The organism is Microbacterium sp. ACRRU, assembly GCF_022346945.1.
Taxonomy (GTDB): Bacteria; Actinomycetota; Actinomycetes; order Actinomycetales; family Microbacteriaceae; genus Microbacterium; species Microbacterium mcarthurae.
This window is the reverse complement of the sequence record NZ_JAKRNI010000033.1, coordinates 1-26,597: the sequence shown is the minus strand read 5'-3', so window position 1 is coordinate 26,597 and position 26,597 is coordinate 1. Positions and strand designations below refer to the sequence as shown.

Annotated in this window: 27 protein-coding genes; 16 read left to right on the top strand and 11 right to left on the bottom strand. The window is 71.2% G+C overall.

What is annotated here, in order from left to right; translation table 11 throughout:
- The first annotated feature begins 188 nt into the window (after positions 1-188).
- Entirely contained in the window at positions 189-899 is a 711-nt protein-coding gene (gene fabG / locus MHY30_RS12905; protein WP_239277302.1) for a 3-oxoacyl-ACP reductase FabG, read from the top strand.
- Positions 900-914: 15 nt separating this feature from the next.
- Here the strand turns inward: fabG and MHY30_RS12900 are convergent, their stop codons facing one another.
- Together MHY30_RS12900 and serB are read right to left on the bottom strand one after the other, a co-directional pair.
- Positions 915-1,586, bottom strand: a complete 672-nt coding sequence (locus tag MHY30_RS12900) for an alpha/beta fold hydrolase (RefSeq protein ID WP_239277301.1) — start codon at positions 1,584-1,586, stop codon at positions 915-917.
- Positions 1,587-1,631: 45 nt separating this feature from the next.
- Positions 1,632-2,273, bottom strand: coding sequence for a phosphoserine phosphatase SerB (gene serB / locus MHY30_RS12895; protein WP_239277300.1), 642 nt, complete (start codon positions 2,271-2,273; stop codon positions 1,632-1,634).
- 99 nt (positions 2,274-2,372) lie between these two features.
- On the opposite strand from serB, the gene MHY30_RS12890 reads away from it, so the two are divergent.
- Positions 2,373-2,846 (top strand): S-ribosylhomocysteine lyase, encoded by a 474-nt coding sequence (locus tag MHY30_RS12890; protein WP_239277299.1) that lies wholly within the window; start codon positions 2,373-2,375, stop codon positions 2,844-2,846.
- Positions 2,847-2,911: 65 nt separating this feature from the next.
- Here the strand turns inward: MHY30_RS12890 and glgC are convergent, their stop codons facing one another.
- Positions 2,912-4,156, bottom strand: a complete 1,245-nt coding sequence (gene glgC / locus MHY30_RS12885; RefSeq protein WP_239277298.1) for a glucose-1-phosphate adenylyltransferase — start codon at positions 4,154-4,156, stop codon at positions 2,912-2,914.
- Positions 4,157-4,232: 76 nt separating this feature from the next.
- On the opposite strand from glgC, the gene glgA reads away from it, so the two are divergent.
- From glgA to MHY30_RS12870, 3 genes are all read left to right on the top strand, one after another.
- Complete coding sequence (glgA, locus tag MHY30_RS12880; RefSeq protein ID WP_239277297.1) at positions 4,233-5,423, top strand: glycogen synthase; 1,191 nt, start codon at positions 4,233-4,235, stop codon at positions 5,421-5,423.
- A gap of 110 nt (positions 5,424-5,533) precedes the next feature.
- The gene (locus MHY30_RS12875) at positions 5,534-6,319 is read left to right on the top strand and encodes an ABC transporter ATP-binding protein (RefSeq protein WP_239277296.1); all 786 of its coding nucleotides are present in this window, start codon (positions 5,534-5,536) and stop codon (positions 6,317-6,319) included.
- A 134-nt stretch (positions 6,320-6,453) separates the two neighbouring features.
- The gene (locus tag MHY30_RS12870) at positions 6,454-6,705 is read left to right on the top strand and encodes a type B 50S ribosomal protein L31 (RefSeq protein WP_239277295.1); all 252 of its coding nucleotides are present in this window, start codon (positions 6,454-6,456) and stop codon (positions 6,703-6,705) included.
- 213 nt (positions 6,706-6,918) lie between these two features.
- On the opposite strand, the gene MHY30_RS12865 is transcribed toward MHY30_RS12870, so the two are convergent.
- From MHY30_RS12865 to MHY30_RS12855, 3 genes are all read right to left on the bottom strand, one after another.
- Entirely contained in the window at positions 6,919-7,461 is a 543-nt protein-coding gene (locus tag MHY30_RS12865; RefSeq protein WP_239277294.1) for a GNAT family N-acetyltransferase, read from the bottom strand.
- A 291-nt stretch (positions 7,462-7,752) separates the two neighbouring features.
- Entirely contained in the window at positions 7,753-9,204 is a 1,452-nt protein-coding gene (locus MHY30_RS12860; RefSeq protein WP_239277293.1) for an HNH endonuclease signature motif containing protein, read from the bottom strand.
- 298 nt (positions 9,205-9,502) lie between these two features.
- Positions 9,503-10,237, bottom strand: a complete 735-nt coding sequence (locus MHY30_RS12855; protein ID WP_239277292.1) for an exonuclease domain-containing protein — start codon at positions 10,235-10,237, stop codon at positions 9,503-9,505.
- Positions 10,238-10,341: 104 nt separating this feature from the next.
- Between MHY30_RS12855 and MHY30_RS12850 the strand changes: the two genes are divergently transcribed.
- Entirely contained in the window at positions 10,342-11,241 is a 900-nt protein-coding gene (locus MHY30_RS12850) for an alpha/beta fold hydrolase (protein WP_239277291.1), read from the top strand.
- Positions 11,242-11,403: 162 nt separating this feature from the next.
- Here MHY30_RS12850 and MHY30_RS12845 read toward each other — a convergent pair whose 3' ends face one another.
- On the bottom strand, positions 11,404-11,964 hold the full coding sequence (locus tag MHY30_RS12845) for a CGNR zinc finger domain-containing protein (RefSeq protein WP_239277290.1): 561 nt from the start codon (positions 11,962-11,964) through the stop codon (positions 11,404-11,406).
- A 71-nt stretch (positions 11,965-12,035) separates the two neighbouring features.
- Here MHY30_RS12845 and MHY30_RS12840 point away from each other — a divergent pair, with 71 nt between their 5' ends.
- A complete protein-coding gene (locus MHY30_RS12840) occupies positions 12,036-13,028 on the top strand; it encodes a DMT family transporter (RefSeq protein WP_239277289.1) in 993 nt (330 codons plus the stop codon).
- A 51-nt stretch (positions 13,029-13,079) separates the two neighbouring features.
- Here the strand turns inward: MHY30_RS12840 and MHY30_RS12835 are convergent, their stop codons facing one another.
- Positions 13,080-13,553, bottom strand: a complete 474-nt coding sequence (locus tag MHY30_RS12835) for an Lrp/AsnC family transcriptional regulator (RefSeq protein ID WP_239277288.1) — start codon at positions 13,551-13,553, stop codon at positions 13,080-13,082.
- A 175-nt stretch (positions 13,554-13,728) separates the two neighbouring features.
- Here MHY30_RS12835 and pdhA point away from each other — a divergent pair, with 175 nt between their 5' ends.
- From pdhA to MHY30_RS12805, 6 genes are all read left to right on the top strand, one after another.
- A complete protein-coding gene (gene pdhA, locus MHY30_RS12830) occupies positions 13,729-14,862 on the top strand; it encodes a pyruvate dehydrogenase (acetyl-transferring) E1 component subunit alpha (protein WP_374204613.1) in 1,134 nt (377 codons plus the stop codon).
- Positions 14,859-15,878, top strand: a complete 1,020-nt coding sequence (locus MHY30_RS12825) for an alpha-ketoacid dehydrogenase subunit beta (protein WP_239277286.1) — start codon at positions 14,859-14,861, stop codon at positions 15,876-15,878. The genes pdhA and MHY30_RS12825 overlap by 4 nt, the downstream gene beginning before the upstream one ends.
- A complete protein-coding gene (locus MHY30_RS12820) occupies positions 15,875-17,257 on the top strand; it encodes a dihydrolipoamide acetyltransferase family protein (protein WP_239277285.1) in 1,383 nt (460 codons plus the stop codon). Before MHY30_RS12825 ends, MHY30_RS12820 begins: the two co-directional genes overlap by 4 nt.
- Positions 17,258-17,334: 77 nt before the next feature.
- A complete protein-coding gene (locus tag MHY30_RS12815; protein WP_308192663.1) occupies positions 17,335-18,513 on the top strand; it encodes an acyl-CoA dehydrogenase family protein in 1,179 nt (392 codons plus the stop codon).
- A complete protein-coding gene (locus MHY30_RS12810) occupies positions 18,510-18,977 on the top strand; it encodes a MaoC family dehydratase (RefSeq protein WP_239277284.1) in 468 nt (155 codons plus the stop codon). Before MHY30_RS12815 ends, MHY30_RS12810 begins: the two co-directional genes overlap by 4 nt.
- Positions 18,974-19,786 carry a CoA ester lyase gene (locus MHY30_RS12805; RefSeq protein WP_239277283.1) on the top strand — a complete coding sequence of 271 codons (813 nt, stop codon included), beginning with the start codon at positions 18,974-18,976 and terminating at the stop codon, positions 19,784-19,786. The genes MHY30_RS12810 and MHY30_RS12805 overlap by 4 nt, the downstream gene beginning before the upstream one ends.
- 10 nt (positions 19,787-19,796) lie before the next feature.
- Here the strand turns inward: MHY30_RS12805 and MHY30_RS12800 are convergent, their stop codons facing one another.
- Positions 19,797-20,384, bottom strand: coding sequence for a histidine phosphatase family protein (locus tag MHY30_RS12800; RefSeq protein ID WP_239277282.1), 588 nt, complete (start codon positions 20,382-20,384; stop codon positions 19,797-19,799).
- 79 nt (positions 20,385-20,463) lie between these two features.
- On the bottom strand, positions 20,464-21,312 hold the full coding sequence (locus MHY30_RS12795; RefSeq protein ID WP_239277281.1) for a Sir2 family NAD-dependent protein deacetylase: 849 nt from the start codon (positions 21,310-21,312) through the stop codon (positions 20,464-20,466).
- A 209-nt stretch (positions 21,313-21,521) separates the two neighbouring features.
- On the opposite strand from MHY30_RS12795, the gene MHY30_RS12790 reads away from it, so the two are divergent.
- Complete coding sequence (locus MHY30_RS12790) at positions 21,522-22,328, top strand: RNA methyltransferase (protein WP_239277280.1); 807 nt, start codon at positions 21,522-21,524, stop codon at positions 22,326-22,328.
- Positions 22,329-22,330: 2 nt separating this feature from the next.
- Here the strand turns inward: MHY30_RS12790 and MHY30_RS12785 are convergent, their stop codons facing one another.
- Positions 22,331-23,191 (bottom strand): SGNH/GDSL hydrolase family protein, encoded by an 861-nt coding sequence (locus tag MHY30_RS12785; RefSeq protein ID WP_239277279.1) that lies wholly within the window; start codon positions 23,189-23,191, stop codon positions 22,331-22,333.
- A 224-nt stretch (positions 23,192-23,415) separates the two neighbouring features.
- Between MHY30_RS12785 and MHY30_RS12780 the strand changes: the two genes are divergently transcribed.
- Entirely contained in the window at positions 23,416-25,338 is a 1,923-nt protein-coding gene (locus MHY30_RS12780) for a DEAD/DEAH box helicase (protein ID WP_239277278.1), read from the top strand.
- 118 nt (positions 25,339-25,456) lie between these two features.
- Entirely contained in the window at positions 25,457-26,581 is a 1,125-nt protein-coding gene (locus MHY30_RS12775; protein WP_374204612.1) for a VIT1/CCC1 family protein, read from the top strand.
- Positions 26,582-26,597: the final 16 nt, after the last annotated feature.

Genomic DNA, 26,597 nt, shown 5'->3' with positions numbered 1-26,597 from the left:
GCGGCGGGCGTTGCGTCCTCGCTGCGGGGGGCGGGGTTCTGGTCGTCGCTCACGGTCGTCCCTTTCGTCGGTGCTGTCCCTCAGATTTTCAGCGTGGCCGGGGCCGTGTCAAACGTCCCCGCGCCGGGTGATGCGGCGTCGATCGGTAGGCTGGGCCGGTTCCGTCCCTCGCATCGCAGGAGTCTCACATGTCTCAGGACCGCGTCGTCGTCGTCACCGGAGGAAACCGCGGCATCGGCCGCGCCATCGCGGAACGCTTCGTCGCCGAGGGGTGGCGCGTGGCCGTCACCGCGCGCTCGGGCGAAGGTCCGGCGGGGACGCTCACGGTGCGCGCCGATGTCACGGATGCCGCGGCGGTCGACGCGGCGTTCACGCAGATCGAGGCGGAGCTCGGACCGATCGCCGTGGTCGTGGCCAACGCGGGCATCACCAAGGACACGCTGCTGCTGCGGATGAGCGAGGACGATTTCGACAGCGTGGTGTCGACGAACCTCGGCGGCGCATTCCGCGTCGTCAAGCGTGCGTCCAAGGGCATGCTCAAGGCGCGCTGGGGGCGCGTGATCCTCATCTCGAGTGTCGTGGGTCTCTACGGCTCGGCGGGCCAGATCAACTACGCCGCTTCCAAGAGCGCACTGGTGGGTTTCGCCCGCTCGCTGACCCGCGAGCTGGGGGGTCGCGGCATCACGGCGAACGTGGTGGCTCCCGGCTTCATCGAGACCGACATGACGGCGGAACTGCCCGCCGACACCCAGGCGGAGTACAAGAAGAACATCCCGGCCGGCCGGTTCGCCTCGGCCGACGAGGTTGCCGGTGTCGTCACTTGGCTCGCCGGCGACGACGCCGCCTACATCTCGGGCGCCGTCATCCCCGTCGACGGTGGTCTGGGCATGGGGCACTGACGCAGCGCGGCGGCCTCAGCGCACCACCTTCTGCAGCGTCCGCGCGAAAGCGTCGGGCTGCGAGAACTGCGGCCAGTGGCCGGAACCGAGCGTGACGACCTCGCTGTCGCGGATCGCGCCGAACTCGTCTGCCCAGGCACCCCACTCCGCCAACGCCGCGGTGACGGCTTCCGCATCGAGCTGACCCGAGAGCACCGTGACGGGGATGCCGTGGCGTCGGTCGTCCGACAGGGTGAGCGCATCGGTCGGGACCGCTCCCGGTACATCGACGGCGCGCGCGGCGACCCGCTGCCGCGTCGCGTCGTCGAGGTCGGCGACGTCGGGCTCGTCGAAGAACTCCCACCCGGGGAAGGGAACGACCCCGTCTCGGACGGGGAACTCCGAGATCATGGCGCCGGGCGGCGGGGGCATCGTGTCGACGAAGACGACCCGGTGGACGCGATCGGGCCGCGCATCGGCGGCACCCCAGACGACGTTGCCGCCACCGGAGTGACCCACGAGCACAACGGGGTCTTCCGCGGCGTCGATCTCGGCGACGACCGCCGAGACCCAGTCGCCGATGCGCGCCTCGGGAGCGGAGGGAAGGGTCAGCGGGTGCACGCGGTGCCCCGCATCGGTGAGAGCAGGAGTCACGGCATCCCACGACGATGCATCGAGCCACAGGCCCGGAACCAGGATCACGTCCATGTGGCCACTGTAGGCAGCCCCTCCGACATCCGGGAGGGGTGTTCGTCAGCGGGGGAGCAGAGCGACGACGTCGGCGAGATCGACGCGTCCCATGACGAGGTCGGCGTTCGCGCGGACGGCGGGCTTGGCGTTGAAGGCGAGCCCGAGACCGGCGACCTCCATCATGCGCAGGTCGTTTGCCCCGTCACCGATCGCGAAGGTCAGCGACCGCGGCACGCCGTGCTCGGAGGCCCAACGCAGGAGAGTGTCGGCCTTCGCCGCGGCATCCACGATCGGTCCATCGACCTCGCCGGTGAGCGCGTCGTCGGCGACGGCGAGACGATTGGCTCTCCACATGTCGACGCCCAGGTCGGGGGCGACCGTGTCGAGCACCTCGTGGAACCCGCCCGAGACGACTCCGACGCGCCCGCCGCGGTCGTGGACGGCGTCGATGAGCGCGCGCACGCCCGGTGTCGGCTCGATGCGCGCGACGGCTCGGGCGAACGCGGTGACGGGAACACCCGCCAGGGCCGCGACACGGGACCGCAGGCTCGCGGCGAAGTCGACGTCGCCGCGCATGGCGGCTTCTGTCGCCGCGGCCACTTCGGGTCCGCGACCGGCCTCGTCCGCGAGGAGCTCGATCACCTCATTGCGGATCAGGGTGGAATCGGCGTCGAGGACGACAAGGAAACGAGCGGGGTCCGGCACGGCCTCGACCCTAGCGCGTCACCGGAGGACGCACGCGACGCCGAGGCGTGAGCGCGCGCGTAGGCTCGGATCGTCCCGTCCGCCGCCGAAAGGATCCCCATGGCCGACGTCGAGAGCTTCACGCTCGACCACACCGCCGTCCTCGCCCCCTACATCCGCCTCATCGGCACCGAGTCCGGGCCGCGCGGAGATGTCATCTCGAACTTCGACGTGCGTCTGGTGCAGCCGAACGAGGGGGAGATCCCCACGGCGGGCATCCACACGATTGAGCATCTGCTCGCAAGCCTGCTGCGCGACCGCATCGACGGTGTCATCGACATCTCGCCGTTCGGATGCCGCACCGGATTCCACCTCATCATGTGGGGCGAGCCCGACCTGTGTGACGTGGTCGCCGCCGTCAGCGATTCGCTGCGCGCTATCGCGGAAGAGGTGGAGTGGGAGGACGTTCCGGGAACGGACGCGTTCAGCTGCGGCAACTACCGCGACCACAGTCTTCACACGGCGCGCGAATGGTCGAAGGCCGTGCTCGCCCAGGGCATCAGCCGCGACGCGTTCGCCCGGGTCGGCGTCTGACGTCGGCCGGCGAAAGCGGAAGGGGCGGTGACCGACATGGTCACCGCCCCTTCCGGCATCCGGGATCAGGCGTCGACGCGGACGTCCTTGCCCACCACGGTGATGCCCGTCTCGGTGACGGTGAACCCGCGCGCGAGGTCGCGCTCGCGGTCGACGCCGATCGTCGCCCCGGGTGCCAGAGTGACGTTCTTGTCAAGGATCGCGCGGTGGATGCGTGCTCCCGCACCGACCTGGACGCCGTCGAACAGCACGGAGTCCGTGATCGTCGAGCCGCCGCCGGCCAGCGCCCACGGTCCCACGACGCTGCGTTCGAGGTGCGTGCCGGACAGGACCGATCCGAGCGAGACGATCGAGTCGATCGCGTTGCCGATACGGCCGACGGAGTCGCGCACGAACTTCGCCGGCGGGGCGTTGAAGGTCTGGGAGAAGATCGGCCAGTCGTCGTTGTACAGGTTGAAGATCGGCAGGGTCGAGATCAGGTCCATGTGCGCGTCGTAGAACGACTCGATCGTGCCGACGTCACGCCAGTAGGACCGATCGCGCGGTGTCGAACCGGGCACGTCGTTGCGCTGGAAGTCGTACACCGCCGCCTCGCCCCGATTGACGAAGTACGGCACGATGTCGCCGCCCATGTCGTGCGCGGAGGTGGGCAGTTCACCGTCGTGCGTGACCGCCTCGACGAGCGCGTCGGCGTCGAAGATGTAGTTGCCCATGGAGGCGAGCACCTCGTGCGGGGCGTCGGAGAGCCCCGTGGGGTTCTGCGGCTTCTCGAGGAACTCGCGGATCATCGTCGGGTCGGCCGGATCGGTGTCGATCACGCCGAACTGGTTCGCGAGGGAGATGGGCTGACGGATGCCGGCGATCGTGGCCCGCGCGTCCGAGGCGATGTGCGCGTCGAGCATCTGCGCGAAGTCCATGCGGTAGACGTGGTCGGCGCCGATGACGACGACGATGTCCGGCTTCTCGTCGCGGATGAGGTTCATCGACTGCAGGATCGCGTCGGCCGAACCCGAGAACCATCGCTTGCCGAGCCGCTGCTGAGCGGGGACGGATGCCACGTACGAACCGAGCATGGGCGACATGCGCCACGTCTGAGAGATGTGGCGGTCGAGGCTGTGCGACTTGTACTGCGTCAACACCACGAGCTGACGCAATCCCGAGTTGATGAGGTTCGAGATCGCGAAGTCGATCAGGCGGTATTGGCCTCCGAAGGGGACGGCCGGTTTCGCTCGGTCGGCCGTCAGGGGCATGAGTCGCTTTCCCTCGCCGCCGGCGAGGATGATTCCGAAGACCTTCGGCGCTGCAGGCATGGCACCACCCTAGGGGGCGGGCGCGATCGCGGGAACCGGCGCGCGGCGGGGCTTGCGCTGCGCTACGGTTCGTCTCATGCGCGTCGACGTCGTCACCAAGGAGTACCCGCCGGAGATCTACGGGGGAGCCGGTGTCCACGCCACCGAGCTGGTGCGGGCGTTGCGCGCCGAGGGCACCGAGGTGCAGGTCCGTGCCTTCGGCGCACCCCGCGACGAGGCCGATACGACCTCCTATGCGGTGCCGGCCGAGCTCTCCTCCGCGAACGGCGCGATCCAGACGCTCGGAACCGACCTCGAGATCGTTTCCGACGTCGCCGGTGCCGACGTCGTCCACTCCCACACCTGGTACGCGAACTTCGCCGGGCATCTCGCCTCCCTGCTCCACGGCATCCCCCACGTGGTCACCGCGCACAGCCTGGAGCCGTTGCGCCCGTGGAAGGCCGAGCAGCTCGGTGGCGGATACGCCGTGTCCAGCTTCATCGAGAAGACCGCGTACGAGGGCGCCGCCGCCGTGGTCGCCGTGAGCGAGGGCATGCGTCAGGACATCCTGCGCAGCTACCCGTCACTGGACCCCGCCAAGGTGCGCGTGATCTACAACGGCATCGACACCGAGGCATGGCATCCGGTCGACGATCCCGACGTGCTCGCCCGCTTCGGCATCGATCCCGCGCGGCCCTCCGTGGTCTTCGTCGGGCGCATCACCCGTCAGAAGGGTCTGCCCTATCTGTTGCGCGCCGCGGAGCAGCTTCCCCCCGATGTGCAGCTCGTGCTCTGCGCGGGGGCGCCGGATACCCCGCAGATCCTCGCCGAAGTCGAGGACCTGGTGCGCGGGCTCCAGGCCACGCGCGACGGTGTCGTGTGGATCGACGAGCTGCTGCCGCGGCATGAGCTGTGCGCGATTCTGACGGCCGCCACCACGTTCGTGTGCCCGTCGGTGTACGAGCCGCTCGGCATCGTCAACCTCGAGGCCATGGCGTGCGGAGCCGCGGTCGTCGGCACCGCGACCGGCGGCATCCCGGAGGTCGTGGTCGATGGCGTCACCGGGCGCCTGGTGCCCATCGAGCAGGTGCAGGACGGCACCGGAACACCGGTCGATCCCGATCGCTTCGTCGACGACCTCGCCCGGGTGCTCACCGAGGTCGTGACGGATGCCGCGCGCGCATCCGAGTACGGCGAGGCCGGCCGCAGGCGCGCGATCGAGGACTTCAGCTGGGCCGCGATCGCGCAGACCACGGCGGCGTTGTACGCGGAGATCGCGGGGAGGTAGGCCGGGCCCGTTCTCGCGCTGGCGCGGCGCGCGAACGTCGTCCGGCGCGTCGGTCCACAGTCCGGGGTGGCGCGCCGATGCGAGCGGACTCTGCCCGTTAGGCTGGACGCATGCCGCAGGTTCTGGAGTTCTCCGACGTCGTCGTCCGCCGGAACGCCCGGGACATCGTGTCCCACCTCGACTGGAACGTCTCGGACGACGAACGCTGGGTGGTGCTCGGCCCCAACGGCGCCGGCAAGACCACGGTGCTCCAGCTCGCCGACACGCTCCTGCACCCGACGTCCGGGTCGGTGACGATTCTCGGCGAGCGTCTCGGGCGCACCGACGTGTTCGAGCTGCGTCCGCGCATCGGCTTCGCCTCGTCCGCGATGGCGCGCCGCGTGCCGCCGGAGGAGACGGTTCTCGATGTCGTACTGACCGCCGCGTTCTCGGTCACCGGCCGTTGGCGCGAACAGTACGACGACATCGACGAACGCCGCGCGCTCCGGGTCCTCGCCGAGTGGCGCCTCGACCACCTCGCCGACCGCACCTTCGGCACACTGTCGGACGGCGAGCAGAAGCGTGTGCAGATCGCCCGTGCGGTCATGACCGATCCCGAACTGCTTCTCCTCGACGAGCCCACGGCGAGCCTCGATCTCGGCGCGCGCGAAGAGCTCCTCGCGCTGCTCTCGGGCTACGCGCAGGCCCCGACCACTCCGGCCATGATCATGGTGACGCACCACGTGGAGGAGATCCCGGTCGGGTTCACTCACGTCCTGCTGCTGCGTGACGGCGAGGTCGTGGCATCCGGGCCCCTGTCCGAGGCGCTCACGGCCGAGAACCTGAGCGCGACGTTCGGGGTCGACATCACCCTGACCCAAGATGCCGGGCGCTACGCCGCCCGCGCATCGTCCTGAGCTTTCTTCGGCTTCGGATGACCGGCGTCGTCGCGGCGCCGTGGGCCTGGTAGACTCGTCCTTTGGTGCCTCCGGCGCCGCAGACTTTGACCGTCCTGGCAGAATCCAGGGCACCACTTCTCAAAGGACCTCCCATGAAGACTGACATCCACCCGGACTACCGCGCCGTCGTGTTCCGCGACCTCGGCTCGGGCGAGACCTTCCTCACCCGTTCGACGGTGAGCAGCGACAAGACGATCGAGCTGGACGGTGTGGAGTACCCCGTCATCGACGTCGAGATCTCTTCGGCCTCGCACCCCTTCTACACGGGCAAGCAGCGCATCATGGACTCGGCCGGTCGCGTCGAGAAGTTCAACCAGCGCTTCAAGAACTTCGGCTCGCGCTGAGTTCACGCGGTTTCGTCGAGAGCCCTCGTCCTTCGGGACGGGGGCTCTCGTCGTTGCTGGAACGCCACCGTCCAGAAGAGCGAGCCCAGGTCCTCCTCGCGCATCGAGCGGTGGAGTCGGCTGGGCAGGGCGACGGTACGGGCGGGCGTCAGTTCCTGTCGGTCGTGAGCTCGGGAGCGGCGTTCGGCTGGCGGTGGCGGTCGGTTCCGGGCGTCAGCGCACCAGTCTGACCGTCCGCGGGATCGGCCCGAAGGAGGATTCGGTGCCGTCGGGGCGAAAGCCGTTTCGGCGGTAGAACGCGTGCGCGCGCGGGTTGTCGGCCGCCACCCAGAGCGAGGCCGGGCGGTCACCGAGGACCGCGTCGAGCAACGCCTGACCGGTGCCCGTTCCGTGGGCGTTCTCGAGAACGTAGATCATCGTGAGCTCTTCGGGGCGGGCGGCATCCGGTTCTGGCGTCGGGGCGGTGGACGCAAATCCGACGATTCCGGCGGTTCCCTCGGCGACGACGGTCTGCGTGGGATCTTCGCCCAGAGTCGTCCGCCACATCGTGACCCGCCCTTCGGCGCGGAACCACGGGCTGTTGTCGGGGTCGTCGACGAATCTCCCATACGTCTCCCGCCAGGATGCCGCGTGCACGTGCGCGATACCTTCGGCGTCGGCGAGGCGAGCCGGGCGCACGAGGGGCGCGGCCGAGTCTGGCTGGGTGCGCAGTGGCGTAAGGGAGTCCCGGCGGGGTGCTTCTTGGGGGCGATCCATGACGAGAGGGTACGGGAGCGGGTACCCCGGGCGGGCGTTCCCGCGCCCACGCGCTCGCACGAAGTCCCGCGGGACGCGCCCGCGCGCTCGCCCCCGCGCGCCGGCGCGAGGTCCCGCACGACGCGCCCGCGCGTCCTCGCGCCCACGCACCTGCGCGCCCACGCACCTGCGCGCCCGCGCGAGGTCCCGCACGACGCACCCGCGGAGGTCACGAACGGCAGGGGGGGGCAACGCCGGGCTTTCGACCGCAATGAACACCGTGACTATGCCGGTTCAGGCCACCGAACCCGCTCAGAAGGGCGGCGGGTCGGCGTCGATGCGTGCGCCGAGCGGCGATGTCCAGGTCAGGTCGCCGGTGTCGGGGTCTCTCGCGGGTGTCCAGCGCGTTTCGTGACGCATCCGATGGTGATGGCGGCACTCGGGTTCGAGGTTGTCGGCGTCGGTGGTGCCGCCCTTGCTCCACGCTCGCCGATGGTCGAGGTCGCACTCGCGGGCAGGGCGCCCGCAGCCGGGGAACGCGCACGTGGGGGAGGTGACGCCGAGCCAACGACGGAGCGCCGCGGTGACCCGATACACCGTGCGGTCCAGTGCCAGCGGCGCGCCCGTCACCGGGTGCGTGAGAAGGCGAATCCACGAGGACGCTTCTCCGGCGAGGCGACGCGCGGTATCGAGGTCGACAGGGCCGTAGCCATCGATGGTGGCGGGGGTGGTGTCGGCTCCGAGGAGCGTCAGGGCGGGGATCGTGATGACGACGCCGGGGCGATTCGTGCCGCCGACAGCGACGCCCGATCGTCCGGGGGTGCTCCGCGGGGCCGGATCCGTCCCCGTGAGGAGATCGGCGAACGCGTCGGCACGCAGCTGCGCCAAGGTGCGCTCCTCGCCGTCGACGGCGGCAAGATGCCGAGCGGCGTGGTCGAGGCGCGTCAGGGCGGCGGCAGCGCGATCCGCGGGGAGATATGCGGTGACCGTCGCCATGCCATCGAGGTCGGGAGTCAGCCACACTCCCCGCTCGTCGCGCGCACGCCGATGCCGCTCCTGGATCGACTCGCTGTGCACCCGCTCGCGGAGGACGCGTGCTGACGTGGCAAACCGCGCGGGAGAGAGTCGCAGAGCCCGATCGAGGGCCCCGTCGTCGAACGCCGCCCAGGCTCCGGGGTCGCCATCCGGCAATGAGGCCGCCAGGCGCGCGGTCTCGACCGCGTGCCGCTCCGACAGTCGCCCGTCGACGAACGCCGCCCACACGCGGGGGCACCGGTTGCGAAGAATCCCGGCGTGGGCGGCTCGTGCGCGGACCGTCTGCTCGGCCACGCGCAGGCGCACGGCGATCTCGGCGACGGCGGCGCGTTCGGCCATGTCGATGCGGTCGCGCCGGACCGCGGTGACCGTTCGTCCTCGCGGGTCGCTCCAGAGCCGGTCGAGCGTCGGATCAGGACCGACCCACGGGTCGGGGTCGGCCGACGCGTCGGCGATCACCTGAAAGATGAGGTCGTACTCGGCGGCGGTGGCGCGATGACGTTCCCGCGAGCGGTCCTCCAGACGCTCCAGCAGACAGGCCAGGGCGTCCTCCGCCGGACCATGGCCGGGATCGGTGCTCGGAAACGCCCCATTAACGAGGTCGACGAGGCCCAGGTCGATGGCCCATGCGGCATCCGCATCGGCTTGCACGACATCGTCGTCGGGCCACGGCGCACAACCGACATCGGTCGGGTCAGACCGATCAGTCGCGGATGCCGGAACCACCATGCTCGAACACTACCGAGGGGGTCCGACATCGCCGAGGGCACCGGCGGTAGCACCGCGCGACACGTATCCCGGCACGATTTCCCACGCCGCACGCGCCCTGATCCACCGACACTCGTGTCGGCACGAACCTCGTGGCGAGGGCCGTCCTAATGAACCCCGGGTTCAGCCCCGTGATGCCGAACCTCGTAGCCGCGGCCGCCTGAACGCACCCCGGGGTCAGCTTCGCGATGCCCGATCCCCACGGTCGCGGCCGCCCTAACGCACCCCGTGTCAGCCCCGCGATGCCCGATGCCCGCGCTCAGCGGATCGGCCAGGCCCCGTCGAGCGGGGGAGCCGTGGCATCCAGCCGCCCGATCTTGACGAAGTATTCGGTCAGGCTCGCCGCCTGAGCGCGTGCCCACGCGATCTGCCGGGTGTGGAGCTCGTCGACAGTCGGCGGAAGCCACGCCGCGTAGCGTTCGGCGAGGGCGAGGGCGAGGCGCCCCGCGGCGACGGCGTCCGCGCATGCCTCGTGCGCCGTGTCCAGCGGCACCGCGTAGTGGGCGGCGACGTGCGTGAGACTGCGCTTGCCGCGCCGGTAGCGGTCGTACGTCTTGTCGACGACGAGCGGATCGATGACCGGCGAGGGCGCATCGATGGGAGGGATGCCGTGGCGCAGCGCCTCGTACTTCAGCAGTGAGAAGTCGAAGGGGGCGTTGTACGCGACGACCGGGATGCCGGCGTCGAAGAGCGCGCGCAGGGACGCCACGACCTCGTCGATCACCGATGCGGCCGGCGCGCCGTGCGCGCGGGCGTGCGCGGTGGAGACGCCGTGAATGGCGGCCGCGCCGGCCGGGATCTCGATACCCGGGTCAGCGAGCCAGTCGCGCGCATCGATCACCCGCCCCGAGGCGTCGAGTACCCCGACGTGCGCCGTCACGATGCGATCGTTCACCACGTCGACCCCGGTGGTCTCGAGGTCGAAGACCCCGACGACGCGGGCCCACTCCGGCGTCCGGAAGAGCGGAAGCGGCTCGGCCTGCCACGTGGTCATGGGCTCAGAGTAGGGCGGGGCTCCGACACGGACACCGAGGCGCACCGCGCGGCGTCGCGCATGCTCGCCGGGCGCGCCCGGGCACCGCCTCCTAGAATCGAGGGATGCCGAACCCCTACGCCGCGCGACTGGCGGAGATCCCCGTCCAGAGGCGGACGGCCGACATCCTCGGCGGCACCACGGCGTACTGGACGTACGGTGACGAGGACGCCGCCACCACGATCGTGGCGGTCCACGGCTTCCGCGGCGAGCACCACGGCCTCGAACCGGTCGTCGCGCACCTGCCCGGCATCCGGGTCGTGTCTCCCGACCTCCCCGGCTTCGGTGAGACGCCGCCGCTTCCGGGCCGGCGGCATGACCTCGACGCGTTCGCCGCGTGGCTGCGCGCGTTCGTCGATGCGGTGGCTCCCGGCGCGGTGGTGCTCGGTCACTCGTTCGGCTCGATCGTGGCCTCGGCGGCCGTGGCGGGTGGCCTTCCGACGCCGCGGCTGATCCTGGTGAACCCGATCGGTGCCCCGGCGCTCGAGGGTCCTCGCGGTCTGCTGACCCGTCTCGCGGTGTTCTACTACCTCGCCGGCGCGCGTCTGCCGCGAGCGATCGGCGATGCCCTGCTGCGCAATCCCGCCATCGTGCGCGTGATGAGCGTCGCGATGGTCAAGACCCGCGAACCCGGGCTTCGCCGCTTCGTCCACGAGCAGCACGACACCTACTTCTCGCGCTTCGCCGACCGCGACGTGCTGCACGAGGCGTTCGTGACGAGCGTCTCGCACGATGTCCGTGAGTTCGCGCCCCGCATCGCGCAGCCCACGCTGCTCGTCGCCGCCGAGAAGGACGACATCACCCCCATCGAGGCCGAGCGACACCTGGCCACCCTGTTCCCGCGGGCCACGCTGGTCGAGATCGCCGCGGTGGGGCACCTGATCCACTACGAGACGCCCGCCGCCGCGGCATCCGCGATCCGGTCGTTCCTCGAGGACGAAAGCGGACGCGGCGAAGCCGAGTGAGCGGGGTCGCCCTCTCGAGGCGTGAGGGGAAGCGCTTTCCCGAGGCGTGAGGGGAAAGCGCTTTCTCGAGGCGTGAGGGGGAGTGCCCTCCCGAGGTGTGAGGGGAAGCGCTTTCCCGAGGCGTGAGCGGGGTCGCCCTCCCGAGGCGTGAGAGGAAGCGCCTCAGGCCGGCTGGTCGGCCTTGCGTCGCCGGTACGCGTTGACGTTCATGCGGTTGCCGCAGTTGCCGGCGTCGCAGTAGCGCTTCGACCCGTTCTTCGAGAAGTCGATGTAGACCCCGGCGCAGTCGTCGGCGGAGCACACCCGTACACGCGCATACTCGTCGGCGCGGATCACGTCGACGAACGCGAGCGCGGCCTCGACCAGCATGCGACGGGCCAACGGCTCGTCGGGATCGCTCGCGTGGATGTGCCAATCGGTGTCGTCGTGGCGTACCAGCTGGGGCAGGGCGCGGCCGTCGGCGAGCATCGCGTTGACCAGCGGCACGGCGCCGTCGCGATCGACGCTCCACAGGTCGTGCAGGCGGTTCCGGATGCCGCGGACCGCCGTGAGCTCCCGGCGGTCGTGCGTGCGCGAACCGGTGTATCCGTGGCGTGCGGTGAAGGCCTCGAGTTCGTCCTCGCCGGTCAGCCCGTCGACGCCGCTCGCATCGGTCTCGGGGAGCGTGTTGACCAGCTCGACCGTGGCGCGGAGGACGAGCTCGGTGTCACGAATGAAGACCATGTTGACTCCTGACAGGCGAAGGCTCTACTGTCACGAGTGTAAACGTACTTCACTCCTGACAGCGGGCTCGCATGACCACATCCTCCGTCGCCCTCCCTCGCCCCACGCACCGCGGCTCGGGCGCCGTCACCGGCCTGGCGATCGCCGTTGCGTCGGCGCTGGCGTTCTCGTCGAGCGGGCCGTTCGTCAAGCCGCTGCTCGACGGGGGCTGGTCGCTCGGAGCCGTCCTCGTGGTGCGGATGGGATTGGCATCCCTGCTGCTGTCTCCCGCGCTCGTGCGGGCGATCCGCCGCCAGCCGGGGTTCTTGCGACGCCACGGGCTGCTCATCGTCGCTTTCGGGCTGACCGCGGTGGCCGGGTGCCAGGTGTTCTACTTCGCGGCCATGCAGCGAATGCCGGTCGCGGTGGCGCTCCTCATCCAGTACATCGCCCCGGTGCTCCTGGTCGTCGCGGTGTGGGCGCGCACGCGGCGGGCGCCGTCGAAGCTCGTAATGGTGGGCTCGATCGTCGCGATGGCCGGGCTTGTGCTCGTCGTCGACATCAGCGGCGCCCGGTTCGATCTGCTGGGCACGCTGTTCGCCCTGTGCGCGGCGGTGTGCGCGGCGGCCTACTTCGTCATCGCCGGACGCGCCGGCGACGATCTGCCGCCCCTCGCCCTGGCGGCCGGCGGCCTCGTCACGGGGACGCTCGTGATGGGGGTGCTGATCGTCAGCGGACTGCTCCCGTTCGCCGCCCCCGCCATCACCGTGTCGATGCTGGGGGTCGAGGTCCCCGGCATCCTGCCGCTGCTGTGGGTTGGCGGCGTTGCGACGACCCTCGGCTACGCCCTCGGCGTGATCGCCGTTCCGCTCATCGGATCGCGCGTGGCGTCGTTCGTCGGGCTCAGCGAGGTGCTCTTCGCGCTCGGGTTCGCGTGGCTGCTGCTGGGGGAGACCCCCGCACCCGTGCAGTTCGTCGGCGGAGCGCTCGTGCTCGCGGGGGTCGTGCTGGTGCGACTGGATGCCGATGACCCGGTCGAGCAGAGCACCGAGACGGCCAGCGTGCCGGTGGTACCGGCGCCGTAGCCTCGGCGGTGAGCGACCGGAAACGCCCCGCGGGGGCCCGGCGGCGCGGGCCTACAGCTGTTCGCGCGCGAGATTCATGAGCGGGCCGACGCGGTAGCCGATCACCTCGCCCATCACCAGTGAGGTCTCGGTGCGTTCGACGCCGTCGATCGACAGGATGCGCGCGTCGGTGTCGAACAGATGCTGGGTGTCGCGACAGGCGACCCGCACCAGCAGATCCACCTGGCCGCTCAGTCCGTGCGCCTGCAGGACCTCGGGGACTTCGGCGAGCGCCGCGCGGATCGTCGGGAGTTCTGCTTGCCGCACGGTCACCTGCAGGAACGCCTCGATGGGGAACCCGAGGGCCTCGGCCGACAGGGTGCGCTCGAACGACAGGAAGACCCCGCCCTTCTCGAGGCGGCTCATGCGCGCCTGGACGGTGTTGCGCGAGAGCCCGAGTTTCTCGGCGAGCGCGACGACGGTGGCGCGGGGGTCGTGAGACAGGGCGCGGAGGAGGTCGAGGTCGACCGCGTCGAGCTTGGTCATGGTGCGAAAGATTAGCAGGATGCCCCCGTGCCGCAATGGGCACTTTGCTGAACCTTCTGCGGAGGTCTTGAGCGCCCTGCCTTCTCCGCGTACGGTCGGCCCTGTCGGCGACGCTGCCGGCGCCCGGACCGCCCCGCTCCCACAAGGACCACGGGCCGCACCTGGAGGGATGACGATGACGTACACCCAGACCACGCCGGACCATGACGCCGCCGACCGCGCGGATGACGGGGAGGATGTCGCCCGCGTCCTTCAGCCCGACGGTTCCCGTGTGCCCGACGCCGTGCTCGATCCGTGGATCGCTGATCTGTCGCCGCACGAGCTGCGAGCCCTCCACTGCGACATGGTCCTGACGCGCCGGGTCGACGCGGAGGGCGTCGCGCTGCAGCGTCAGGGGCAGCTCGCCCTCTGGGCGCCGTGCCGGGGCCAGGAGGCGGTGCAGATCGGGACCGCCCACGCGCTCGCCACCGGTGACTTCGTCTTCCCCAGCTACCGCGAGCACGGTGTTCTGCTCGCCCGCGGCGCACAGCCCGCCGATTTCGTGTTGGCGTGGCGCGGCGAGGAGCACTCGGCCTTCGACCACACCGCCATCAACACCGCTCCGCCGCAGATCATCATCGGAGCGCAGTCGCTGCACGCCACCGGGTGGGCGATGGGCGCCCAGCGCGACGGCTCGAGCGACGTCGCGATCGCCTACTTCGGCGACGGTGCGACCAGCCAGGGCGACGTGAATGAGGCGATGGTGTTCGCCTCGTCGTTCCGTGCGCCCGTCGTGTTCGTCTGCTCGAACAATCAGTGGGCGATCTCCGAACCCGTCACGGTGCAGGCGAAGTTCCCGATCGCGGGGCGCGCGCCGGGATTCGGCATCCCGAGTCTCCGCATCGACGGCAACGACGTGCTCGCGTGTGTGGCCGCGATGCGGTGGGCGCTGGACCGCGCGCGCCGCGGAGAGGGACCGGCGTTCCTGGAGGCGGTGACCTATCGCATGGGGCCGCACACGACCTCCGACGACCCGAGACGCTATCGCACGGCCGAGGAGGTCGAGCACTGGGCCGGACGCGACCCGATCTCCCGCTTCGAGGCCTACCTGTGTGCCGAGGGCGTGCTGGACGACTCCGGGCTCGCCGAGGTCGCCGCCGCCGCCGACGCGCTCGCCGGGCAGGTGCGCGCGGCCTGCATCGGCGCTACGACGCGCGCCGCCGAGACGATCTTCGACCACGTCTACGCCGAGCCGCATGCGCCGCTGGCCGCGCAACGCGCAGCCTACGTGGACTATCTGTCCGGGTTCGTCGCGGAGGACGCCCGATGAGCGCGCTCACCCTGGGCGCCGCCATCAATGCCGGTCTGGACCGCGCGCTCGCCGATGACGACCGGGTGCTGCTGATGGGCGAGGACATCGGCAAGCTGGGCGGTGTCTTCCGCGTCACCGATGGCCTGCAGGCGCGGTTCGGTGCGCAGCGGGTGATCGACACTCCGCTCGCGGAAGCGGGGATCGTGGGAACCGCCGTGGGCCTTGCGGTGCGCGGCTATCGTCCCGTCGTCGAGATCCAGTTCGACGGATTCGTCTACCCGGCGTTCGACCAGATCGTGTGCCAGGTCGCGAAGCTCCACTACCGCAGCGGAGGGCGGATTCGGATGCCGCTCGTCATCCGGATCCCCTGGGCCGGGGGTGTGGGCGCCGCCGAGCACCACTCGGAGTCGCCCGAGGCGTACTTCGTGCACACCGCGGGGCTCCGGGTCGTCGCCCCCTCGAACCCGCAGGACGCGCACGTGATGCTGCGGCAGGCGGTGGCATCCGACGACCCCGTCATCTTCCTCGAGCCCAAGCTTCTGTATCACTCCAAGGGGGAGGTCGACGTGGATGCCGACCTCGCCGACGCCCCGCCCCTGCACCTGGCGCGCGTGGCCCGCGAGGGCAGCGACGCCACGATCGTGACCTATGGCGCGCTGGTGAGAACCGCCCTCGATGCGGCGGTCGCCGCCGAGGACGAGGGACTGTCGCTCGAGGTGATCGACCTGCGGTCGCTGTCGCCCCTGGACCTGAACACCGTGGCCGCTTCCGTGCGCAAGACGGGTCGTGTCGTGGTGACCCACGAGGCCGCTCGGCAGGCGGGGCTCGGGGCGGAGATCGTGGCAAGCATCACCGAGCAGTGCTTCTCCTTCCTCGAGGCGCCGCCCACGAGGGTCACCGGGCACGACATTCCGTACCCGCCGTCCAAGCTCGAGAAGCATCACGTGCCCGACCTCGACCGCATCCTGCACGCGGTCGATCGGGTGCTCGAGCGCGAGGCGCCGCTCGCCGCCACGGAGGGGAGCGTCCGATGATCGCGCAGTTCCTGCTTCCCGACCTCGGGGAGGGGCTTCCCGAAGCCGAGATCGTCCTCTGGCACGTCGCCGAGGGAGACACGGTGTCGCTGAACCAGACGATCGCCGAGGTGGAGACCGCCAAGGCCGTCGTCGAGATCCCTTCGCCCTACGCGGGGGTCGTGCAGGGTCTGCACGCCGCGGCGGGGGACGTCGTCGCCGTCGGTTCGCCGCTGGTCTCGTTCGCCGTGGACGGGGAACCAGAGGTGGCCCCCCACCGTCCTGCGGAGTCGGCACCGGCACACGCCGATCGGCAGATCGTCGCGGAGGATCGCCCGGTGGTCTCGGCGGCCGTGCCGAACCTCGTCGGTTACGGCGCGGCGCCGGCTGGGAGTGCGCGGCCTCGTCGCCGCGCCCGCGGGGCCGGTCGCGCCGTTCTCGACACCGAGGACTCCGTGCATGCCGCCGCGCCGCACGACATCGTCCGACCCGCCCCCGCCGAACCCGTGCTCGAGCGCCCGCGCTCGACCCCGCCCGTGCGCAAGCTCGCGAAAGACCTGGGCGTCGATCTCGCGCTCGTCGCCGCCGCACACCCCGGCGCGGTCGTGACGCGCGCGCACGTCGAGGAGTTCGCCGGGCGCGCGGCATCCGTGCCTCCCTCAGTTCCGTCGACGGTCCCCCCGGCTGTCTCTTCCGATCCGCGCGTCACCCGCACCCCGATCCGCGGCGTGCGCAAGCACACCGCCGCCGCCATGGTGCGCAGCGCCTTCACGGCACCGCACGCCACGACGTTCCTCACCGTGGATGTCACCGCCACCTCCGAGCTGCTCGCGTCGCTCAAGACCGATCGGGCCCTGGACGGTCACCGCATCGGTGTGCTCGCGATCGTCGCCAAGGCGGTGTGTCTCGCCCTCGGCCGCACCCCGGCGCTCAACGCGCGGTGGGACGAAGAGGCGGGGGAGATCGTCGAACACCACTACGTCGCCCTCGGCATCGCCGCCGCGACCGACCGCGGCCTCGTCGTCCCCGTCATCCGGGATGCCGATACCCTCGCGCTCGTCGACCTCGCCGACGCGATCGCCGATCTCGCCGCGACCGCCCGCGCCGGACGCACGGCACCGGCCGACATGACCGGCGGGACGTTCTCCCTCACCAACGTCGGTGTCTTCGGTGTGGATGCCGGTACCCCCATCCTCAATCCGGGCGAGGCCGGGATCCTCGCCGTCGGAGCCGTGCGCCGCACCCCATGGGAGCACCGCGGCGAAATAGCCCTGCGCGACGTGATGACCCTCAGCCTCTCGTTCGATCACCGACTCGTCGACGGAGCCGAAGCGGCGCGGTTCCTCACCGACGTCGCGGGTGTGCTGCGCGAGCCGGGACGAGCGATGCTGCTGCGCTGACGAGCCCGTACCCCGCCCCCCTCCGAACGCCGCCGTCCGCGGCATCCCCCTTCTCTTCGATCCCCAGGAGGATCCCCGTGAGCATCGACAGCCAGCAGGCTTTCACCGACGACGAGCGCGAACTCGCCGCGATGGTGCGCGAATTCACCGACGAGGTGATCGCGCCGCGGTCGTACGAGGCCGATCGCGCGCACGAGTTGCCGCTCGACATCGTCGCGCAGATGGGGGAGCTGGGCCTGTTCGGCCTCCCCTTCCCTGAGGACGTCGGCGGGCAGGGCGGCGACTACGCGGCGCTGTGCGTCGCCATCGAGGCGATCGCGCGCGTCGACCAGTCGCTCGCCATCACCCTGGAGGCCGGTGTGGGCCTCGGCGCCATGCCGCTGTTCCGCTTCGGCAGCGACGCGCAGAAGGCGCAGTACCTCCCCGACCTCGTGGCCGGGCGCGCGCTCGCCGGGTTCGGGCTGACCGAGGCCGAAGCGGGAAGCGACGCGGGAGCCACCCGCACGACGGCCAGACGCGAGGGCGACGAGTGGGTGATCGACGGCTCGAAGCAGTTCATCACCAACTCGGGGACGGCCATCACCAGCTACGTCGCCGTCACGGCCGTGACCGACCGCAGCGGTGACCGCCCCGAGATCTCGACGATCATCGTGCCCCGCGACACCCCGGGATTCACGGTCGGACCGGCCTACGACAAGGTCGGGTGGAACGCGTCGGACACCCACCCCCTGACCTTCGACGGTGTCCGTGTCCCGGCGGGAAACCTCCTCGGCGAACGCGGACACGGGCTCAAGAACTTCCTGCGCACCCTCGACGAGGGCCGCGTCGCGATCGCGGCTCTGGCCACGGGAGCGGCGGAGGGATGCCTCGAGGCGGCGGTGGACTACGCCCGCAGTCGCACGGTGTTCGGTGAGCGCCTCTCGACGCGGCAGAACGTTCAGTTCGTGCTCGCGCGGATGCACGCGCGGGTGCACACCGCGCGGCTCGCGTGGGTGCACGCCGCCCGCCTGTGCGACAGCGGCAAGCCTTTCTCGGTGGATGCCGCGGTGGCGAAGATGACCGCGAGCGACGCCGCGATGGCCAACGCGCGAGACGCGACGCAGATCTTCGGGGGGAACGGCTTCATCAACGAGTACCCCGTGGCGCGGCACTACCGCGACTCGAAGATCCTCGAGATCGGGGAGGGCACCACCGAGGTGCAGCTCATGGTGATCTCTCGGGCCCTCGGCCTGTCGGGGAGTACCGTTGCGGCATGATCGAGCAGCGCGGCCTGTATCTGGAGGAGTTCGTCGTCGGTGAGCGTTACGGTCATCGACCCGGGCGCACCGTCACCGACGCCGACAACGTCGTCTTCACGACCCTCACGATGAACGCGCAGGCGCTGCATCTGGATGCCGCTTTCGCGGCGACTCAGCCCTTCGGCAGACCTCTCGTGAACTCGATGTGGACGCTGTCGACGCTCGTGGGCCTGTCGGTCGCGCAGCTCACGCAGGGAACCCTCGTCGCACAGCTCGGCCTGACCGACGTGAGCTTCCCCGCGCCTCTGTTCGTCGGCGACACCCTCACCGCCGAGACCGAGGTCGTGTCCGTCCGTCCCTCGGCCTCGCGCCCCGGTCAGGGGGTGGTCGTGCTCGCGCACACGGGTCGCTCGCAGAACGACGAGGTGGTGGCCACCGCGACCCGGACCGTGCTGGTGTGGTCAAAGGACGCGGCGGCGTGACCGCGCCGTTCGACCTCGGCCCCGCACTACTGTTCGTGCCGGGCGATCGTCCCGAACGGCTCGCGAAGGCGCTCGACCGGTCCGATGCCGCGATCCTCGATTTCGAGGATGCCGTCGCCCCGGGCGCGAAGGACGCCGCGCGTGCGGCCCTCGTCGCGGCCGACCCCGATCCCGAACGTCTCATCGTCCGTGTCAACGGCCCGCAGACCGCCGACTTCGCGGCGGATCTGGCGGCGCTGTCGCGGACCCGCGTCCGGCGCATCATGGTCGCGAAGGCCGAGTCGGCGGCATCCCTCGCTCCCCTGGAAGGGTACGAGGTGATCGCGCTGTGCGAGACGGCCCGTGGCGTGGTGGCGGCGGAGCAGCTCGCCGCGCTCCCGCAGGTGACCGCCCTGATGTGGGGCGCCGAGGACCTCGTGGCGAGCATGGGCGGCACGTCCAGTAGACGGGCCGATGGAGCGTACCGCGACGTCGCCCGGGTCGCCCGCGCGCGGGTGCTGCTGGCGGCGGGAGCGTTCGGCAAGGCCGCCATCGACGCCGTCCACGTCGATATCGGTGACCTCGAGGGTCTCTCGGACGAGGCGCGGGATGCCGCGGCCTCGGGCTTCCGCGCGACCGCGTGCATCCACCCCGGCCAGGTCGCGACGATCCGTGCCGCCTATGCCCCGACGCCGGAGCAGCGCACGTGGGCAGAGGGTGTGCTCGCCGCTGCGGAAGGCGAGCGGGGCGTGTTCCGGTACGACGGGCGCATGATCGACGAGCCCATCCTGCGCCACGCCCGCGCTGTGCTGCGCCGCGCGGGGGAGTGAGACCGCCGGCTCAGCCGGCGACGCCGGCGTAGGCCAGCATCTCCCACGCGTCGCCGTCGAGGCGGAACACGGTGGCGGAGCAGTTGGGCAGCCGCTCGCCGACGCGCGGGAACTCGCCGTCGGTGGCGTGCATGATGACCTCGCGGATCAGCGCCCCGTGCGCCACCGCGATGACGTCCACACCCTCGGGTGTCTCGGCGACCACCTCGGCGATCGCGGCGAGCGCGCGCTCGCGGACGACGGGCCATTCCTCGGCCCCGGGAACCTGAGCGGCGTGCCAGGGCCCGAAGGCCTCGGCGAACGTCACGGCATCCATCCCTTCGGCGTCGCCGTACGACCGCTCACGCAGCCCGGGCAGGCGGCGCGTGACCGCGGTGCCGAGGGCGTCGGCGATCGTGTCCGCGGTCTCGGCGGCGCGCGACAGGTCGCTCGAGACGACGACGACGTCGCGGCCGGCCAGGTCGGCGGCGAGCGTCGCGGCGACCTCGCGGGCCTGCGCGCGGCCGGTGTCGTTGAGGGGGATGTCGGTCGAGCCCTGGATACGTCCGCCCGCGTTCCAGTCGGTTTCGCCGTGTCGTACGAGGGTGAGGATCGTCACCGTTCGAGCCTAGCCCGGGCCGCGCGGAGGGGCGTCGGGTGCGAGGCGGTCGGCGGGGTGCCGGCGACGCCGTGCACGCTCAGAGCAATCCGGGCAGGCGCTCGGCGAACGTGGCGAGCACGTCGCTCGTGCCGGCGTCGATCTTGACAGCGGCGCGCTGGTCGGCGCGTGTCACACCCCTGTTCACGATGACGACGGGGAGGCGTCGGCGCCGTGCACGTTCCACGAGACGGATGCCCGAGTTCACCACGAGCGACGACCCGGCCACGACCAGCGCGTCGCTCGTGTGCACCAGCTGCTCGGCCTCGCGGAACTTCTCGGCCGGAATGTACTCGCCGAAGAACACCACGTCGGGCTTGAGCGTGCCGCCGCACACGGTGCACACCGGGACGACGAAGCCCTCGGCCGACGCGGGGGTGACATCGCCGTCGGGTCCGAGCTCGACGTTCTCGGGCAGGGTGATCCAGGGGTTGTCGGCCTCGACGCGAGCCGCGAGATCGCGTCGGTCGAACACCTGGCCGCAGTGCAGGCATCCGACCCGACGCATGGTCCCGTGCAGCTCGACGACGCGGTGGCTGCCCGCCCGGACGTGGAGACCGTCGACGTTCTGCGTGATCACCCCGTTGGAGACGCCCGTGTTCTCGAGCGCCGCGAGGGCGCGGTGCCCGTCGTTCGGTTCGGCCGCCGCGAAGACCTTCCACCCCAGGTGGCTCCCCACCCAGTAGCGGCGGCGGGCTTCGGCGCTGGCGAGGAACTGCTGCGCCGTCATCGGGGTCCGCGTGGGTGCGCCCTTGCCGCGGTAGTCGGGGATCCCCGAATCGGTGGACACCCCCGCTCCGGTGAGCACGGCGACACGGCGTCCGGCGAGCACCTCGACAGCCCGATCGATGGATGCCACGATCTCGGCATCCTTCGTCGTGTCGGTCATGCCCACCTCCGTCGAATCGAGTCTAGGACCGCCCGCGGACACGATGGTCCGGGAGCTCGGGACGCCGCGACGGCGAGCGGTGGTCGTGCGGCGACGGCTGCTCCGACCGTTCAGTGTCCACAACACGCGGACACCCTCGCGCCACGTCCGCGTGTCCTGGACCTCGAACGAGCGGGGGTGGGGGGGCGTCGGCCTGGCAGAGTGGGACGATGCCCGTCACGCCGATCGACTCCGCCGACGACCCGCGCCTGGCCGACTACCGCGACCTCACCGACGTGTCGCTACGGCGCGTCGCCGAGCCCGCGGGCGGCCTCTACATCGCCGAATCGTCCAAGGTGCTCGACCGGGCCCTTCGGGCAGGACATCGCCCGCGATCCGTGCTCGTGCAGGAGAAGTTCCTCGACGACGCTCTCGCCCTCGTCGGACCGGATGCCGAGGTGTACGTCGTTCCGGCGGAGGTCGCCGAGCGGGTCACCGGGTACACGGTGCACCGGGGGCTGCTGGCATCCATGCACCGGCCCGTCCTGGACTCCGTCGCCGACGTCGTTGCGGGAGCCCGGCTCGTGGTCGTGCTCGAGGACATCGTCGACCACACCAACGTCGGGGCGGCGTTCCGCTCCGCCGCCGCGCTCGGTGCCGATGCCGTCCTCGTGACGCCGCGCTGCGCCGACCCGCTCTACCGCCGGAGCGTCCGGGTGAGCATGGGCACGGTGTTCCAGGTGCCGTGGACGCGGCTGCCGGAGTGGCCCGACGCGAAGCCGTTGCTGCAGGGAGCGGGCCTGCACCTGGCGGCCCTGGCGCTCGCCGACGATGCCGTCGCGCTCGACGACTTCGCCGCCGCGGGGCACGAGAGGGTCGCGCTCCTGCTCGGAGCCGAGGGCGACGGCCTGAGTCGCGGCGCGCTGCAGGCCGCCGACACGGTCGTGACGATCCCGATGGCCGGGGGAGTGGACTCCCTCAACGTCGCCGCCGCGAGCGCCGTCGCGCTGTGGGAGCTCCGGCGCGGGCTGCGCTGAGTTCAGACGTCGGTGTGGCGCGAGGCCGCGGCATCCTGCCCCGGGGCGAGGGTGATCACCGGCAGCGGCTCGGGACGCTTGGGCAGGATGTGGTCGCCCGAGGACTGGTGGCGGAGGCGGCGCAGCACCCACGGCACCAGATACGACCGCGCCCACACGAGGTCTTTCTCTCGTGCGGCGCGCCACGTGGTCGCGGGCAGCGCCTCGGGCTGCATGGGCTGCAGGTCGTTGGGCACGTTGAGCGCGCGGAGCACCATGCGCGCGACCTCGTGATGACCGAGGGAGTTGTAGTGCAGGCGGTCGTCGTCGAAGAAGCGCATGTCCTGCACCTCTTTCAGGCCCCACTGGTTCGCGACAATGCAGTCGTACCGGTCGGCGATCGAGCGGATGTTCTCGTTGTAGATGGCGACCTTGCCCCGGATGCCGCGGAACACGGGCGTGAACTCGGTGTCGATGCCCGTGAACACCACGACCGTGGCGCCGCCGCTGCGAAGGCGCACCACGGCGTCCTCGAACTGCTGCGACACCGCATCGGGGTCGGTGCCCGGTCGGATGACGTCGTTGCCGCCGGCCGAGAACGTGATCAGGTCGGGCTTGAGGGCGAGGGCGGGCTCGAGCTGATCGGCGACGATCTGACCGATGAGCTTGCCGCGGACCGCGAGGTTGGCGTACGCGAAGTCGTCGACCTGCGAGGCGAGCACCTCGGCCACGCGGTCGGCCCACCCGCGGTGGCCGCCGTCGGGCAGCGGGTCTCCGATGCCCTCGGTGAACGAGTCGCCGAGGGCGACGAATCGGCGCCAGGGGTGGGGGCCGGGGTTGTCGGATTCGGACGGGGTGTCGGGCGAGTGTGGATCGAGTGTCATCGAAACCTCCGCCCCCAGGCTAACGCCGCCCCCCGACGGGGCAAGGTCCGCGTCCTGTCCTCACGCATAAACGCGATCCGCGCGCACAAACACGGTCCCCTCGCGTTTTCGCGCGTGAATCGCGTTTATGGCCGGTGGGACGACGGAACGATCCACGGGGCGAAGCCGCGCGACGGCGGAACCGCCTATCGTGGATGTTCGCGCTCGCGAGGGATGGAGGTTCGATGCTGGAAGAAGAAGCCCGTACCCCGGCCCTCCCGCACACCACCGCCCCTCTCGCCGCCGCCCCCGCCCCGGGTCCGCACAGCGCCGACGGCGCCGAGGATCACCACTTCGGAAGCTTCGCCGCCGAGCACCTCTCGCCCTCGTTCCCGCAGCGCGCGCCGTGGGGAACCGCGCAGCGCCTGCGTGCGTGGCAGGCCGAGGCGCTCGACCAGTACTTCGGATCCGACGGCCCCGACGGCGTCGGCAAGGGCCCGCGCGACTTCCTCGCCGCCGCCACGCCCGGCGCCGGAAAGACGACCTTCGCGCTCCGCCTGGCGTCGGAGCTCATGCGCCGCCGTGTCGTGGACCGCATCGTCGTGGTGGCCCCCACCGAGCACCTCAAGACCCAGTGGGCCGAGGCGGGGGCGCGGGTCGGCATCCGCCTCGATCCGTACTTCTCCAACCGGCACGCCACCCCCTCGCGGCAGTACCACGGTGTCGCGGTCACCTACGCGCAGGTGGCCGTCAAAGCCGAGGTGCACCAGCGCCTGACGATGGATGCCAGGACCCTGGTGATCCTCGACGAAGTTCACCACGGCGGCGACGCCCTCAGCTGGGGCGACGCGCTGCGCGAGGCGTACGGGCGCGCCACCCGTCGTCTGCTGCTGTCGGGCACGCCGTTCCGCAGCGACACCGCCCCCATCCCGTTCGTGGAGTACCACCCGAACGACAAAGGCATCCGACTCTCGCGCACCGACTACGCGTACGGCTATCGCCGCGCGCTCGACGACGGCGTCGTCCGGCCCGTGTTCTTCCTCGTCTACGCCGGCCAGATGCGCTGGCGCACCAAGGCGGGCGAAGAGATGGAGGCCCAGCTCGGGCAGGACAACACCAAAGACATCACGTCGCAGGCCTGGCGCACCGCGCTCGACCCGAACGGCGACTGGATCCCCGCGGTCCTCCGCTCCGCCGACCGACGCCTGACCGAGGTGCGCGAGACGGTCCCGGATGCCGGGGGTCTCGTCATCGCGACCGATCAGACCGCCGCGCGCGCCTACGCCACGATCCTCGAGGACATCAGCGGCGAGAAGGTCACGGTCGTCCTCTCCGACGAGGCCGAGGCCTCGGGCCGCATCGAGACGTTCTCGAAAGGCACGAGCCGGTGGATGGTCGCCGTCCGCATGGTGTCGGAGGGCGTCGACGTGCCCCGGCTCGCCGTCGGCGTGTATGCCACGAGCGCCTCGACGCCGCTGTTCTTCGCCCAGGCGATCGGACGCTTCGTCCGTGCCCGCCGCCGCGGTGAGACCGCGAGCGTGTTCCTCCCGAACGTCCCGCCGCTCCTCGCCCTCGCCGGCGAGATGGAGGCTCAGCGCGACCACGCGCTCGACCGCGACAGCGACGCGGAAGACCAGTGGAACGCCGAGGAAGACATGATGGATGCCGCCGAGCGCGAGGACAAGGCATCCGACGCGCTCGAGCAGGAGTTCGAGTACCAGGCTCTCGGATCGCTCGCGCACTTCGACCGCGTGCTGTTCGACGGGCAGGAGTTCGGTCAGCTCGCGGTGCCCGGAACAGTCGAGGAGGAGGAGTTCCTCGGCATCCCCGGCCTGCTCGAACCCGAGCAGGTGCACGAAGTCCTCATGACGCGGGCGTCGCGCCAGTCCCGCCACCGCTCCTCGCGCGAGGCGAAGGAGAAGGCCAGCGGCCAGGAGCCCCCCAGCGTCGACGAGGGCGGCTTGCCCGCGCCCCTGCACCGCACCCTGAAGGAGCAACGACAGCTGCTCAACAGCCTCGTCGGACTGTACGCGCGACAGAGCGGCGAAGCGCACGGTCTCGTGCACGCGGAGCTGCGCCGCATCTGCGGCGGGCCCGCGGTCTCGCACGCCACCGTCGCGCAGCTGCAGGCGCGCATCGAGGTGCTGCGCAAGCGCGTGCGGTCCTGAGCCGGGGACCGCTTTCGAGGCTCCGAAATGCTGGCACCGCCGTCGCGGCATCCGCGTGATGACGGGCTTCGGAGCCCCGAAATGCTGTCAGTATCGACCGACGCGCCCGGGGGAGCGGATGTCGCCGCCTAACGTGGGGGCGACCCGAAGGAGACCCGTGACGACCGCTGCCACACCCACCGCCCGCGACCGCCGCCGCTGGGCGCGTTACCTCGTCGACGAACGTGCGGAGGCGCGCGTCTACCGCGACCTCGCCAGCCGCCGCACCGGAGAGGAGCGGGCGATCCTGCTCGCGCTCGCCGAGGCCGAGGGGCGCCACGAGCAGCACTGGCTCGACCTGCTCGGCGATGCGCCGCAGCGCTTGCCTCGGCCCGGTATCGGCACCACGATGCTGGCGTGGATGGCGCGCCGCTTCGGCTCGATCTTCGTCCTCGCCCTCGCGCAGAACGCCGAGGCTCGCTCGCCCTACGCCGATGAGCCCTACGCCACCGCGCAGATGGCGGCCGACGAGCAGGTGCACCACGAGGTAGTCCGGGGTCTGGCCGCACGGGGGCGTCGGCGGTTGTCGGGCACGTTCCGTGCGGCGGTCTTCGGCGCGAACGACGGGCTGGTGTCGAACCTCGCGCTGGTGATGGGCGTCGGTGCGACCGGCGTCGCCCCGAGCTTCGTGCTGTTCAGCGGCATCGCGGGCCTGCTCGCGGGAGCGTTGTCGATGGGCGCCGGCGAGTTCGTGTCGGTGCGCTCGCAGCGCGAGCTCCTCCAGGCCACCGAGGAGAGCGACTACGCCGACGACGCCCTCCCGCATCTGGATCTGGATGCCAACGAACTCGCGCTGGTCTATCGCACGCGCGGCATGGACGCCGACGAGGCGTTCGCGAAGGCCCGCGAGGTCGTCTCGGCGGCGCAGAACGGCCACGCCACGGCACCGGCCGGGGCGGCGCCCGGAGAGTCCTCGCACGAGGTCGTGGGCAGCGCGTGGGGTGCGGCGGTGTCGAGCTTCCTCTTCTTCGCCTCGGGCGCGGTCATCCCGGTGCTGCCCTGGATCTTCGGGCTGTCGGGCATCGTCGCCGTCGTCATCGCCCTCGCGCTCGTCGGCGTCGCCCTGCTGTCCACCGGCGCGATGGTCGGCCTGCTTTCCGGGGCCTCGCCGCTCAAGCGGGGTCTGCGCCAGCTCGCGATCGGCTTCGGCGCCGCCGCGGTGACGTACGTTCTGGGGCTGCTGTTCGGCGTGTCCGCGGCCTGAGCCCCCGGCATCCCCC